Here is a 15,828-nt window from a genome sequence, read left to right on the forward strand (position 1 = left end):
CAAGCAGCAAAACATTTTGGATCCCCCCTACCCCCCTTAATCTACCGTGTACACACATCTTGATCACTGCCTCTCACCCCCCCTTGCCCCCCTTAAAAAGGGAGGCAAGGGGGGATCACGGGGGGTTGATCGCTGTAACCGATTAACTGTTCGAGCATCTTTTCAGTAATCAAATCATCATAATCACCCCAAAATCCAAAATCAATAAATCCAAAATCAGTAAATCAACGTGACTTCATCTGAAAACTATGAACGGTTTAGAAATTGCCATTATCGGTCTGTCAGGGCGCTTTCCGGGTGCTCAGACGATCGATGAATTTTGGCAAAACTTAAAGCAGGGCGTTGAATCCGTTTCATTTCTCTCGGATGAAGAACTTCTAGCATCAGGAATTGATGCCGATACCCTCAGCGATCCCAACTATGTCAAAGCTAACGCCATTCTCAGTGATGCCGATGCGTTTGATGCCCAATTCTTTGGCATTAGTCCCAAGGAAGCAGAACTGCTCGATCCGCAGCAGCGGCTATTTCTTGAACAGAGCTGGACTGCGATCTCACATGCAGGCTATGACCCAGCCACCTATGATGGCGTGATTGGTGTCTATGCTGGGGTTGATACCAGCACCTATTTAGTCAACAACCTCTGTCCCACCTATGGCGGCATTGCTGATTTACAGATGTTTCTGGGCAATGCGGTTGACTATTTGGCCACACGGGTAGCTTACAAGTTGAACCTGAATGGCCCCGCGATAACGGTGCAAACTGCCTGCTCAACCTCACTAGTGGCCGTACATCTGGCCTGTCAAAGCATCCTCAATGGCGAATGTGATATGGCGCTAGCTGGGGGCGTATCGATCACTGTGCCTCAAATCACTGGATATACCTATCAGGAATCGGGTATTGCCTCCCCCGACGGTCACTGTCGAGCCTTTGATGCCCAGGCTCAGGGAACTCTGTTTGGCAGCGGGGTGGGGATTGTACTGCTGAAGCGACTGAGCGATGTGATCGCAGATGGTGACACGATTCACGCGGTGATTAAAGGATCTGCGGTCAACAATGATGGGGCGCTGAAGGCAGGCTACACGGCTCCTAGCCCCGAGGGACAAACGACTGTCATTAGCGAAGCCCAGGCAATTGCTGGCATCCATCCCGAAACCATCACCTATATAGAAGCTCACGGCACGGGAACGGCTCTGGGCGATCCGATTGAACTGGCTGCCCTAACTCAGGTGTTTCGCCGCCAAACGAACAAAACCGGATTTTGTGCGATCGGCTCTGTGAAAACTAATGTCGGGCATCTCAGTGTCGCTGCTGGCATCACGGGGCTGATCAAAACTGTTTTGAGTCTCAAACACCGCCAAATTCCGCCCAGCCTACATTTTCAGCAGCCCAATCCTCAGATTGACTTTGCCAGCAGTCCGTTTTACGTCAACACGGCTTTGGCTGACTGGCCGACTGGCAATACACCGCGACGAGCGGGAGTCAGCTCCTTCGGCATGGGCGGCACCAATGTGCATGTCGTGTTGGAAGAAACGCCCCCTGCAATCGCTGCTGCGCCTTCTCGTCCCTGGCAGTTGCTGAAGCTTTCGGCCAAAACGCCCTCTGCCCTAGAGCAGGCCACAGCAGAGCTGATTAACCAGCTCAATCAAACCCCCGAGCTAAATCTGGCGGATGTGGCTTATACGCTACAGGTGGGTCGTCCAGGCTTCAGCGAGCGCCGGATGCTGGTCTGCCAAACCCTCGATCAGGCCGTGCAGGATTTGGAAAACGGAACATTTGCATCAGCTAGTTCGGTGGATGACCGTGCCGCTCAGCGCCCCATTGTCTTCATGTTCTCGGGACAGGGCACCCAGTACGTCAATATGGCGCGAGAGCTGTATGACTGTGAACCCACCTTTCGACAGTGGATCGATCGTGGCTCAGACTTGCTCAAACCTCATTTGGGTCTCGATTTGCGCCACATTCTCTATCCCAACTCTGCTCAAACCGAGGACGCAGCTCAGCAGCTTCAACAAACTGCCGTTACTCAACCCGCTCTATTCCTGCTTGAATATGCCTTAGCTCAGCTCTGGCAAGACTGGGGTGTAGCACCCACGGCGATGATGGGTCACAGCATCGGGGAATATGTGGCGGCAACACTGGCAGGCGTGTTCAGTTTTGAAGCAGCGCTGACACTGGTGGCGGCTCGTGGAGCACTGATGCAGTCGCTACCCGCTGGTCAGATGCTCTCGCTGCCGCTGTCAGAAGCCGAGGTGCAGCCGCTGTTAGGTTCAGGTCTGTCGCTAGCGGTTATTAACGGTGCAGCCGCCTGCGTCGTGTCTGGGGAAACCGATGCCGTGACAGACTTACAGGAAAAGCTAGCGGCACAGGGGGTAGAAGGGCGATTACTGCACACATCCCACGCCTTTCATTCCGCCATGATGGCTCCGATTCTGGATCGCTTCCGGCAGCGAGTCCAGCAGGTCTCGCCCAACCCACCCCAAATCCCCTTTGTCTCCAACGTGACGGGCACCTGGATTACCCCCCAAGAGGCTACCGATCCGGCGTACTGGGCGAACCATTTGCGGCAGACGGTTCGTTTTGCAGATGGGCTGCAAACTCTAATGCACGATGCGGCTCCAATTCTGCTAGAAGTGGGGCCAGGCCGCACCCTGACCACCCTCGCTAAACGACATCCCAGTCGTCCGGCAGACACGGTTATCTTGTCATCTGTGCGGCATCCGCAAGATGCGAGTTCAGACGCGGCGTTTCTGCTCAATACTCTGGGACATCTCTGGCTGTCGGGCGTATTAGTGAATGGCGCAGAATTTTACCGCCACGAGTCGAGACGGCGGATACCGCTGCCAACCTATCCCTTTGAGCCACAGCGCTACTGGATTGATCCACCGCGTCACTCAGCCCACCGCGCTTTGACAGCTCTATCCGATGCCGGATCGAATAACGGAACATCGAAAACTTTCGTCACCCAAAAGTCTGAAATTGCCGACTGGTTTTACTTGCCCGCCTGGAAACCCTCGGTTGCACCCCAGGCTCAGTTTGACCCATTAGCAACGACCTGCGATCTGGTGCTCATTCATGACCAAGATCGTGAAGTGGGAGGGTTCGTAAACGACCTAATCCAACATCTGGAACAGCAAAATCCAAATCTTATCTTTGTGCAACCCAGTACAGCTTTTGCTCAACTAAATGACCGTTTCTATACCGTCAATCCCCAATCAAGCGATGATTACCAGACGCTGATCCAAACGCTAGTTAGTCAACATAAACGACTCCAAAAGATTGTGCATCTCTGGACACTTTCAACTAGTGAAAAGCCAAACGGTAACTTTGCCTCAGATTACCTCGCGTCGGATCCAGAATTGGTCCAAAGATGCCAATTTTCCGGATTTTACAGCCTCCTATTTCTAGCACAAGCACTCGCAAAACAAACCGAGCCAGATGCAAATTCAGATGGCATTCAGATCACGGTCATTTCTAATTATTTGCAATCAGTAACAGGAAACGATCCTCTTGCACCCGAAAAGTCACTGCTGCTTGGCCCTATCCGGGTGATTCCCCAGGAGTATCCAACGATTCACTGTCGCAGTATCGACATCAATTTGCCATCTCCTAATAGATGGCAAGCCGAAAGACTTACGGGGCAACTGTTGCATGACATTTGCTGTCCGATTACTGAACCGATTATTGCCTATCGGGGACATCAGCGATATGTACAAGCCGTTGAAAAAATTCGATTAGACGAACCCTCCAAAGAAGATTTTGAGGTGCGATCGCACCTGCGGCAAAATGGGGTTTATCTAATCACAGGCGGATTGGGTCACATCGGTTTGACGTTAGCGCGATACCTGGCCGAATCGATGCAAGCCAAACTGATTTTGATGGGGCGTTCAACCTTGCCAGAAAAAGGTGAATGGCATACCTGGCTATCGACCCATGCTGCATCGGATCGGATCAGCCGCAAAATCCGCCAGATTCAGGCGCTGGAAGCCTTGGGCGCAGAAGTGTTGGTCGTGTCAGCCGATGTGTCCAATGAAGCGGAGCTGAGGAGTGCGATCTCACAGGCTGAATCTCAGTTTGGTGCAATTAACGGTGTAATTCATGGGGCTGGGCTAGTCGGAGCCGAGACATTTAGGGCAATTTCCCAACTCGATCTCGTAACCTGTGAGCAGCAGTTTCAGCCCAAGGTTTATGGCTTATTGGTATTAGAAAAGGTGCTGAATGACAAGCCGCTAGATTTCTGTCTACTGCTCTCGTCCCTATCGTCAGTTTTGGGTGGATTGGGTCATGCATCCTATGCCGCTGCCAATCTGTTTATGGATGCGTTGACCCATTACCATAATCAGACCCATTCGTCTCCGTGGATCAGCATTAATTGGGATGCATGGAATCAGGATAGCGACACAGAAAAAATGGCCTTTTTCGGTTCTAGTTTGGCTCAGTTTTCAATTGAACCTGACGAGGGAATTCGGGCACTTCAGCAAATTTTACTGCATCCAGAACAGAGCCAGGTGATTGTATCCACTGCTGATTTAAGCGCTCGAATTGATCAGTGGATTAGACCAAAAGCAATTGGGAAGAAGCTAGCGCTTGAATCCTCTCACTCCCATGAAAGACCGACATTGAGTACTGATTATATTCCTCCTGAACATAAGGCGGAAAAAATACTGGCGGATATCTTTCAGCAGGTTTTGGGAGTTAAACCGATTGGCATTTATGACAGCTTTTTCGATCTGGGTGGAGATTCCATGATCGGAATTCAGCTCATTTCCAAAATTCGTAGCCATTTTCAAATTGAGCTATCTATTCAACATCTCTTTGAAGCACCCTGTATTGCTGATTTAGCCTTCAACATTGAAGCCCTTTTGATTGAGGATATTCTGGTTGAACCCTTGGGAACTGAAAGCCGATGACGAGTGAACTAAACAGAGACGAAAAAAGAAAGGCACTGCGATCGCGCCTCTCACCTGCTCAGCGGGCGCAACTCGACCAGCGTTTGCGGGGAGACAGATCGTCTGCGGTCAACGTCAACGCGATCCCTCGCCGTTCGACAACTTCACCGTCGCCGCTCTCCTTTGCCCAGCAGCGGTTGTGGTTTCTGCAACAGCTCGAACCTGGTCAGGCGTTTTACAACGAACATGCGGCGCTGCGACTGGCTGGGGAACTGAATCTTGCCGCTCTGGAGCACAGCCTGAATGCGCTGGTTGAACGCCATGAAGTCTTCCGCACCCGCTTTGATATCGTGCATGGGCAACCCGTGCAGGTGATTATCCCTCACCTAGCGCTGTCCTTGGCTCAAGCCGATCTGCAGACGGTACCAGCAGCCGATCAGGCCGAGGTCGTACAGCGTTTGTCAAGGGAGCAAAGCCACGAACCGTTCAATCTGGAACAGGCTCCGCTATTACGCTGGCTGTTGATCTGGCTGGATGAGCAAGACTACGTGCTGCTGTTCACCATTCACCACATCATCTTTGATGGCTGGTCGATTGATATCTTGATGCGGGAGTTGTCGAGTTTCTATACAACGTTCTCAGCAGCAGACGATTCTGACAGTTCCAATGTCCTGCCTGAGTTACCAATTCAATATACCGAATATGCGCTCTGGCAACGGCAGTGGTTGCAGGGAGACGTGCTGCAAGCGCAACTAGACTACTGGCGGCGGCAGCTTGCCCAGGCTCCGCCGCTGCTGAATCTACCCAGCGATCGCCCACGACCTGCAATTCAAACCTATCGAGGAAAAGCCCAGACCTTTCAGCTCTCGCAGCCGATGGCTCAGGCGCTCAAGGATTTAAGTCGGCAGACGGGTCTGACGTTGTTTATGACGTTGCTGACGAGCTTCAAGATTCTGCTGCATCGCTACACCGAACAGACGGATCTGATTGTCGGTTCTCCGGTGGCGAACCGCAATCGGGCAGAGGTGGAAGGGCTGATCGGCGTGTTTGTAAATAGCCTAGTGCTGCGTACCGATTTGTCTGGCAATCCAACGGTTGCCGAACTGATGCAGCGGGTGCGACGGGTACTGCTGGGAGCCTATGCCAACTCGGAGCTGCCGTTTGAAAAGCTGGTGGAGGAACTCCAGCCCGAACGCGATACGCACTCCAACCCCCTATTTCAGGTGTCGTTTACGCTGCACAACACGCCCCGGCAGGCGGTTGAGCTATCGGGGCTGACCCTAACGCCTGTAGAGGTGAGCCGCGATCGCGCCTTGCTAGATCTGCGCTTGGACATGACAGAAACCGAACAGGGACTAACGGGATGCTGGGAATACAGCACCGACTTGTTTGATGATGATCGAATTGAGCGGATGAGTGGCCATTACCAGAAACTACTGGAGATGATGGTAGCTAATCAAGCCCAGCACATTGCAGATCTGTCCCTCCTGACTGAATCTGAGTTCCACCAGTTGATGCAATGGAATCAGACACAGGCTGACTATCCCCAAGATCGGTGTTTATCTGAGCTGTTCGCCACCCAGGTTGAACAAACGCCAGATGCGATTGCACTCATCTTCGAAGACCAACACTTGACCTATGCCGAACTCAATGCCCGAGCTAATCAACTCGCTCACTATCTGCAAACCCTAGGGGTGAAGCCAGATGATTTGGTGGGAATTTGTTGCGATCGCAGCCTCGACATGATGATTGGACTGCTGGGCATCCTCAAATCGGGAGGAGCCTATGTGCCGATTGATCCGGACTACCCGAGCGATCGCTTGGCCTGGATGATGAGTGATGCCCACCTAGCGATTCTGCTCACCCAACGCTCTCTAACGGATCAGCTACCTCCCCATCAGGCTCAGGTCGTTGAACTGGATGGGGATTGGCAGACAATTGCCCAGCAACCCCGACACAATCTCGCTAATCTGGCTACGGCAGACCACCTCGCCTACGTCATCTACACCTCCGGTTCAACAGGCAAGCCTAAGGGGGTGCAGATTACTCACCGCAGTCTGGTTAATTTCCTCTGCTCGATGCACAAACAGCCCGGTTTAACTGCGGATGACACATTACTGGCTATCACCTCGATTTCCTTTGATATCGCGGCACTGGAACTGTATCTTCCCCTGATTACCGGGGCAAAGGTCGTCGTCGCTAGTCGTACAGTAGCCGCCGATGGCGAACAACTCAGTGAACTGCTTAGCCGCACAGGCGCAACCATTATGCAGGCCACCCCCGCCACCTGGCGGATGCTGCTGACCGCAGGCTGGTCTGGACAAGCCGGACTAAAAATGCTCTGTGGCGGTGAAGCCCTGAGTGGCGATCTGGCTCAGCAGTTAATGAACATGGGAACTTCCGTCTGGAATCTCTATGGCCCCACCGAAACCACCATCTGGTCTACGATTTATCCAGTAAAGAACCAGCCACACAATCACACCGACTCCGAAGTCCCCTTTACCAAGGGGGATTTAGGGGGATCAATCCCTATCGGCCACCCCATCGCCAACACCCAAATCTATCTCCTCGATCGCCACGGACAGCCTGTGCCTGTCGGCGTTCCCGGTGAACTGCACATCGGCGGCGACGGACTCGCACGGGGCTACCTGAATCGACCTGAGCTAACGGCAGAACGATTTATTGATTTTGGATTGCCAATTGCCGATTTTGGATTAGAGCCAGACTCACAAATCCCTCCAAAATCCGAAATCGTTCGACTGAGCGCTCACGACGAAGTCCAAAATCCAAAATCCGTTCGTTTATACAAAACTGGCGACCTCGCCCGCTACCGTCCGGATGGCTCAATCGAGTATCTAGGTCGCCTGGATCATCAGGTGAAAATTCGCGGCTTCCGGATTGAACTGGGGGAAATTGAAGCCGTCTTGCGTCAGCATTCAGATGTCCATGAGGTGGTCGCGATCTCCCGTCCCGACTTATTCGGAGAGTCGCAGTTAGTGGCCTATTTGGTCTGCCAGCCAGAACGACAGGTAGACAGTGGTGAGCTACGCAAATTCTTACGGGCGAAACTGCCAGACTACATGGTGCCTGCGACCTATATGACGCTGGAGGCTCTGCCCCTGACACCCAATGGCAAGGTCGATCGCAAGGCGCTACCTGCTCCTACACCGGAGTTGCGTATGATCGACGCTGATGCTAGTCCTGCAAGCCCAATTGAGGACATGCTGGCAGGGGTTTGGGCAGCAACTTTGGGGCTTGAGGGGGTGGGTCGCTACGACAACTTCTTTGAGTTGGGCGGACATTCTCTGCTGGCAACACAGGTTATGTCTCAGATACAGCGTTTGTTGCAAGTAGAGGTACCGTTGCGGTCGCTATTTGAATCACCCACCGTCGCACAGCTAGCGGAACGGGTTGAGGCGGCAATCCAGACCGGAGCCTCCTTAAGTATCCCAGCTATCCAGTCCCGGTCGAATCGGGACGTTGCCCCCCTCTCATTTGCCCAAGAGCGCATGTGGTTTTTGGCTCAGCTTGAACCCGAAAACCCCTTTTACAATCTGCCGATTGCCGTCGCTCTGGACGGTTTGCTTGACCTCGATGCCTTGGAGCAAACTCTGACAGAGATTCTGCGTCGCCATCAGGGGCTACGCACCCGCATTGAGACTCGCGTAGGAGTTGCGATCGCTCGGATTGCAGATCCCGTTCCGTTCCCGCTACGGCGAGTTGATTTGAGCCAGTCCGCCAGCCTAGATCGAGAGCCTGAAATCCAGCGTTGGATTGACACCGCAGCCCGTCAACCCTTTGACCTCCAGCAGGATCTCCTCCTGCGAGCCACCGTACTTCGCCTGTCGGAGCAGGAGCATATTTTGCTGTTGACGCTGCATCACATTGCCGCTGATGCCTGGTCTTTCGGACTGCTGGCCAGTGAAATCAGCGCTCTCTATCCGGCTTTCTGTGACGGCAACCCCTCTCCCTTACCGGAACTACCGATTCAGTATGGCGACGTGGCGGTGTGGCAGCGACAGTGGCTACAAGGGAACGCCCTCCAAACGCAAATGGACTATTGGCGGCAGCAGCTACAGGATGCACCCGCGTTGCTGAACCTGCCCACCGACTATCCCCGCCCCGCTGTCCAGACCTATCGAGGGGCACGCTACGGTTTTGAGCTTTCTGCCAGCCTGACGCGATCGCTACATCATCTCAGTCAGCAGGCAGGCTGCACTCTATTTATGACGCTGCTGGCCGCGTTCAAGCTGCTGCTGGGGCGCTACAGCAACAGTACCGATATCCTCGTGGGAACGCCCATTGCCAACCGCAATCGGGCTGAGGTTGAAGACCTGATTGGCTGTTTCGTGAATACGCTGGTGCTGCGAACGGATCTCTCCCATCAGCCAACGGTATTGAAACTACTTGAGCGGGTGCGAGAGGTAGCTCTGGGAGCCTATGCCCATCAGGATTTGCCTTTCGAACAACTGGTAGACGGACTGCAACTAGGGCGATCGCTGAGTCATACGCCGCTATTTCAGGTGATGTTTGTGCTGCAGAACACGCCGCTACCGCAGGTGACGCTGCCAAACCTCCAGATTCATCCGCTCGACACTGGGAGCGGTACTACTCAGTTTGATCTCACCCTTTCTCTGGAGGAAACGCCTGCCGGACTCACTGGCGTTATTGAGTATAACTGCGACTTGTTTGAGGAAGCGACCATTACTCGGATGGCAGGACACTACCAAATGCTGCTGGACGGGTTTGTTGCCCATCCCCAGCGGCCTGTGGCAGAACTGCCCTGTTTGACAACTGCCGAGCAGCAGCAGCTAGTTGCTTGGAATCAAACCCAGGCCGTGTATTCACAGGATGCCTGTATTCACCATTTGTTTGAAGCCCAGGTTGAACGGATACCCGATGCGATCGCAGTTGTTTTCCAGGATCAGCAGCTGACGTATGGGGAACTCAACCAGAGAGCCAATCAGTTGGCCCAGAAGTTGCGATCTCAGGGAGTACAGCCGGATGTTCCTGTGGGCATTTGTGTGGAGCGCTCAATCGATATGCTGGTGGCGCTGCTAGGGGTACTGAAGGCAGGCGGCGCGTACCTGCCCCTCGATCCTACCTATCCGTCTGAGCGGCTGGCGTTTATGCTGGACGATGCCCAAGTTAAGCATTTGGTTACTCAGTCCGCTCTGTGCGATCGTATTCCTCCCCATCAGGCACAAGTGGTTTATCTGGATAGACTTGCCACTGAAAACTCTCGACCGGATTCAGGCAATCCAATTCACTCACCGCAGACGGAAAATTTAGCCTATGTAATCTATACCTCCGGCTCTACGGGCAAGCCTAAAGGGGTGATGGTAAACCACCGCTCTCTAGTGAACTACACCGAAGCGATTGCTTCAGCCTATGTTCTGAAACCAAGCGATCGCGTCCTGCAATTTGCCTCTATCAACTTCGATGTGGCGGCAGAAGAAATCTTCCCGACGCTGGCGCAGGGAGGGACATTGGTCTTACGCACCGATGAGATGCTCGATTCAATCCCCACCTTTTTACATCAGGTTCAAGCGTTAGAGTTGACGGTGCTCAACCTGCCCACCGCATTTTGGCATCAGTTCACGGCTGAACTCGACAGAATGTCAACGACTGTTCCGGATTCCCTACGGCTGGTGGTAATTGGTGGCGAACGCGCTCTAGCCGATCGCGTCCAAACCTGGCATCGAGTGGTGGGCGAACAGATTCGCCTCGTGAACTGCTACGGCCCAACCGAAGCAACTATCGGCGCAACGCTCTGTGATTTAACCGCCTATGCTCCAACTGAATGGGCGGGGAACGAATCGGGGGCAACCATCCTCAGTTCTAACGATGTCCCCATCGGCAAACCCATTCAGAACGTCCAAACCTACGTGCTCAACGCCGACTTGCAACCTGTCCCCATCGGCATTCCTGGCGAACTGTATATCGGTGGCGATGGTCTCGCACGCGGCTACTTGAATCGACCTGAGCTAACGGCAGAACGATTTGTTGATTTGAGATTGCCGATATCTAATTCAAAATTCAAAACTCAAAATTCAAAACTCTCCCCTTCGATTTGTTTATATAAAACGGGCGATCTTGTCCGCTACCGCCCCGACGGTAATCTAGAGTATCTGGGCCGCATCGACCATCAGGTGAAGATGCGCGGCTTTCGGATTGAATTGGGTGAAATTGAAGCGGCATTGGGTCAGCATCCGGCGGTGCAGAATGCCGTGGTAGTTGACGACGAGACGGAACTGGGTACCCGCCGCTTGGTGGCTTATGGGGTAGCAATGCCCTATGCCGACCTGTCGATGCCTGAGTTGCGCCAGTTTTTGACAGAGAAACTACCGGCCTACATGGTGCCTGCGGTGTTTGTGCTTCTGGAAACTCTGCCACTGATGCCCAATGGCAAGGTGAATCGCCAGGCACTGCCCGCTCCAGATGCCACCCAGGCGGAGTCTGACGCTACTGTGGCTTCCCCCCGAACACCGACTGAAATCACCTTGGCTGAGATTTGGGCGCAGGTGTTGTCAGTGACGCAGGTGGGCATTCACGACAACTTCTTTGAGTTGGGCGGCGATTCGATTCTCAGTCTCCAAGTGGTAGCCAGATCTCATCAAGCCGGACTACAATTCACGCCCAAACAGCTTTTTGAGCATCAGACCATTGCCGAATTGGCGATCGTTGCCCAGACGAAGCACGAAACGGAGATTGAGCAGGGATTAGCCACGGGGTCTGTTGGGTTAACGCCTATCCAGCAGTGGTTCTTTGAGCAACAGTTGCCGGATCCCCATCACTTCAACCAAGCGGTACTTCTAGAAGTGCCGCAGCCACTCGACCCAGGGCTGCTGGAACAGGCAGTTCAACAGGTGCTCATTCACCACGATGCGCTCCGGCTGCGGTTCGAACCAATAGAGTCCAGCTGGCGGCAGGAATATGCTCCACCTGATTCAGCGCTACTTCTAATCAGGTGGGATTTCTCAACTCTGAGCAAGGCGGAGCAGCAGGCCGCCTTTGCTACTGCAGCCGCTGAACTCCACACCAGCCTTGACCTATCTAAGGGGCCGCTGCTGCGGGTGGGCTATTTTGATTGGGGAGATCACCTCTCGGATAGCCTACTGATTGTGATTCATCACTTGGTAGTGGACGGTGTATCCTGGCGCATCCTGCTGGAGGATTTGCAGACGGCCTACCAGCACCTCAGTCGAGGAGAAACGGTGCAGCTTCCCGCTAAAACGCTGTCGTTCCAGCAGTGGTCGCAGCAACTACAGCAGATGGCTCAAACGGTACTGGACTCATCAGAACCCGACTACTGGCTGGCACAGCAGTCTTCGACACCGCTGCCTGTGGATATAGTAGGTGCAGAAAAAGCAGGGGCGGAAAATACGGTTGCCTCAGCGGCTACGGTTCACTGCATCTTGAGCATGGCTGAGACTCAAGCTTTGCTCAAAGAAGTGCCGTCTGTCTACAACACTGAAATAAACGACGTGTTGCTGACTGCCTTAGTACAAACGTTAACGGCATGGGTTGAGCCTGATGCAGCTATCCATTCACCCACCTTCTTGATCGATCTCGAAGGCCACGGACGAGAGGGTATTACCGCAAACCTCAACGTCTCACGCACGGTGGGCTGGTTCACCACCGTCTTTCCAGTGGCTCTAAGCCTTGACCCCAACGTCCATCCAGGCGAAGCGTTAAAGCAGGTCAAAGAACAACTGCGCCGCATTCCCCATCAAGGGCTCGGCTACAGGCTGCTGCGCTATCTCAGCGAGGAACCAAGCCTCACCGCAGCGTTGAAAAACCTCCCCCAAGCCAACATTCTGTTCAACTACTTAGGCCAGTTTGACTCTGCGCTGACGGACACTGCCCTATTTCGTCCGCTGTCGGAATCGGCAGGGCCAACTCAAAGTCCACGCGGTCAACGCAGCCACTGGCTGGAGATCAATTGCTGGGTGAGTGGCGGACAACTGCATCTGGACTGGATTTACAGTCAGGCGCTGCATCAATCCAGCACGATGGAAACGCTGGCGCAGCAGTTTATGGAGACATTGCGATCGCTGATTGCCCACTGTCAATCTCCAGACGCAGGTGGCTATACCCCCTCTGACTTTTCGGAAGCAGACTTGAGTCAAGATGACCTCGATCGCTTCCTAGCCCACCTCAATCGCAGGAGTTAGCGTCCATGAATACCGCTGTCCACAACACCATTCAGGATATCTACGAACTGACCCCGATTCAGAAAGGAATTCTGTTTCACAGTTTGTATGCACCCGAAGTTGGCCTCTACCTGATGCAAACGGGCTATACAGTGCGCGGCCATCTGAATCGGCTGGCCTTTGAACGAGCCTTGCAGCATCTGGCTCAGCGCCACACCATCCTCCGCACCAGCTTTCACTGGGAAGAAGCCGATAAGCCCTTACAGGTGGTACATCGGCAGGCCACCATTCCCCTGGAATATCAGGATTGGCGCGATTTGAGTGAGACCGAACAAGCGGCACGTTTGCAGATGGTTCTAAAGTGCGATCGCGAACGGGGCTTCGATTTTTCACAGCCTCCTCTGTTGCGGATGACCATTATTCGGCTGGCCGATCAGGACTACGAAATCATTCAAACGGAGCATCACTTAATTCTAGACGGTTGGTCGGGGGCGCTGGTGATGGGCGAGGTGATTCAGCTCTATCAGGCGTTTTGCCAGGGGCAGGACAGTCCGTTATTGCCTAGCATTCCCTTTAAAACCTATCTGTCCTGGTTGCGAAAGCAGGATCTATCAAAGGCCGAACGCTACTGGCGACAGGCTCTCCAGCCAATCAAAGCCAGTACACCGATTGTTGCATTGGAAAGCGGCTCTATCCCGAATCCAACGGAACGCTATGACGAGCAACAAATCAAGCTCTCAGCGACACTTACGGCTGATTTACAAGCACTAGCACGACAGCACCAGTTGACTCTGAATACGCTGTTTCAGGGAACTTGGGCGCTGCTGCTGAGCCGCTACAGCGGGCAGGATTCCGTGATCTTTGGCTGCTGTGTATCGGGCCGCCCCGTGGATCTGCCGGGAGTCGAATCAATGGTCGGTGTCTTCATCAATACCCTACCTGTGTATGTAGATGTCCGCTCTGATCAGCCATTGTTGCCTTGGCTAAAGCGACTCCAAGCTCAGCAGGTGGAGATGCGCCAGTACGAATACAGTCCCTTGGTGGACGTACAGGGGTGGAGTCCGGTGTCCCACGGCAACTCCCTGTTTGAAAGCATCGTGGTGTTTGAGAACTACCCCATTCTCCAAATGAGTAAGCAGGGAAAAGACGGTTTAGAACTGCAAAAATCCACGGTCTTTTATAAAACCAACTACCCACTCACCCTGGTTGGCTATCCCGGTTCTGAATTAGTTCTAGGCATTAGCTATGATTGCCGCCGCTTTGATGCCGCCACAATTGGCGAAATTCTGAACCATTTCGAGCGGGTGTTTCAACTAATGATTGCTAACCCCGATATGCAGCTCCAAGACATTTCACTATTTACGCCAGTGGAGCAGAACCTAGCACATTGGCTATACCAAAACGCAGCATTTGATGACTGTTGGCTACAGGAAGATACGCTTCATGCAGGAGGTTATGCCCATGAACATTTTTGAACAGCGCGAGTCAAACGTTAGAAGCTACTGCCGTAGTTTTCCCACCGTCTTTCATCGGGCAAAAGGAGCACTGGTTTACTCGGAATCAGGCAAAGAAAATATTGACTTTCTGGCTGGAGCGGGTGCCTTAAACTACGGTCATAATAACGACTACATCAAGCAAAAGGTGCTGTCGTATCTGGATGCAGATGCCATGACTCACGGGTTGGATCTGCACACGGCAGCAAAAGAAAAGTTTTTGGCTACCTTCTCAGAGCAAGTTCTAATTCCCAAGCAGTTAGATTACCGAATTCAGTGCTGTGGCCCAACGGGCACAAATGCTGTGGAAGCGGCGCTCAAATTAGCCAGAAAGGTGAAGAATCGCACGGGAATTTTCTCCTTTATGGGGGCATATCATGGCATGACGCAGGGGAGCCTTTCCGTAACCGGAAATACAGCTATTCGCTCCGGCATTGAAAGTTTTGCTCAGGTCACGTTTATGCCGTACCCATACAGGCTGATGGACGGCTTTGATACTATTCACTACATCGAATCTGTCCTGAACGACATCCACTCAGGCATTGAAAAACCTGCCGCCATTATTTTTGAAACCGTGCAGGCGGAAGGCGGCATTGTTGTGGCTCCCATCGATTGGATTCAGCAGTTGAGGGCATTGTGCGATCGCAACGATATCCTCTTGATTTGTGACGATATCCAGGTGGGCTGTGGTCGAACTGGCCCCTTCTTTTCGTTTGAAAGAGCCAATATTATCCCTGACATGGTGATTCTCTCAAAATCGATCAGTGGTTATGGATTTCCCATGTCATTACTGTTAATGAAGCAGGAGCTAGATCAATGGCAACCCGGCGAGCATACAGGCACCTTTCGCGGCTATCAGCTTGCCTTTGTGGGCGGCACCGCTGCCCTTGAGTATCGCAGCAGTACTGATTTAGAAAAAGTGGTCAGGCTAAAAGAAACATTTCTCAGAACATTTTTAACTGAAGAAATTGCACCATTACATCCCAAAATAGAAATTCGAGGACTGGGATTGATTTGGGGCATTGATCTAGCGGCTCTAGATGATGGTAATTTTGCCAAAAAAATCGCGACTCGCTGTTTTGAACAAGGCCTGATTATCGAGCGAGTGGGAAGACGCGATACGGTGCTTAAGCTATTGCCTCCGCTAACGATTGAAATGCCGATTTTGCGGAGAGGCTGCACAATTCTGAAGCAAGCGATTGAAGAGTGCTTGGCCTAAATGATTCACTACGTTCCAATTCTGTTCTAGAGAACTTTAGAGATTTTTAGAGACTCATAGCTGGAGATTCCTCC

Annotated in this window: 4 protein-coding genes; all 4 read left to right on the top strand. The window is 52.8% G+C overall.

Going from position 1 to position 15,828, the window contains the following annotated elements; genetic code table 11:
* Positions 1-248: 248 nt before the first annotated feature.
* From AM1_RS29760 to ectB, 4 genes are read left to right on the top strand one after another with little or no spacing between them, the layout of a single operon-like run.
* Positions 249-4,907, top strand: a complete 4,659-nt coding sequence (locus AM1_RS29760; protein ID WP_012166729.1) for a type I polyketide synthase — start codon at positions 249-251, stop codon at positions 4,905-4,907.
* A complete protein-coding gene (locus AM1_RS29765) occupies positions 4,904-13,063 on the top strand; it encodes a non-ribosomal peptide synthetase (protein WP_012166730.1) in 8,160 nt (2,719 codons plus the stop codon). The genes AM1_RS29760 and AM1_RS29765 overlap by 4 nt, the downstream gene beginning before the upstream one ends.
* A 5-nt stretch (positions 13,064-13,068) precedes the next feature.
* Complete coding sequence (locus AM1_RS29770) at positions 13,069-14,517, top strand: condensation domain-containing protein (RefSeq protein ID WP_012166731.1); 1,449 nt, start codon at positions 13,069-13,071, stop codon at positions 14,515-14,517.
* Positions 14,504-15,754 (top strand): diaminobutyrate--2-oxoglutarate transaminase, encoded by a 1,251-nt coding sequence (ectB, locus tag AM1_RS29775; RefSeq protein WP_012166732.1) that lies wholly within the window; start codon positions 14,504-14,506, stop codon positions 15,752-15,754. The genes AM1_RS29770 and ectB overlap by 14 nt, the downstream gene beginning before the upstream one ends.
* Positions 15,755-15,828: the final 74 nt, after the last annotated feature.

Source organism: Acaryochloris marina MBIC11017 (assembly GCF_000018105.1).
GTDB lineage: Bacteria > Cyanobacteriota > Cyanobacteriia > Thermosynechococcales > Thermosynechococcaceae > Acaryochloris > Acaryochloris marina.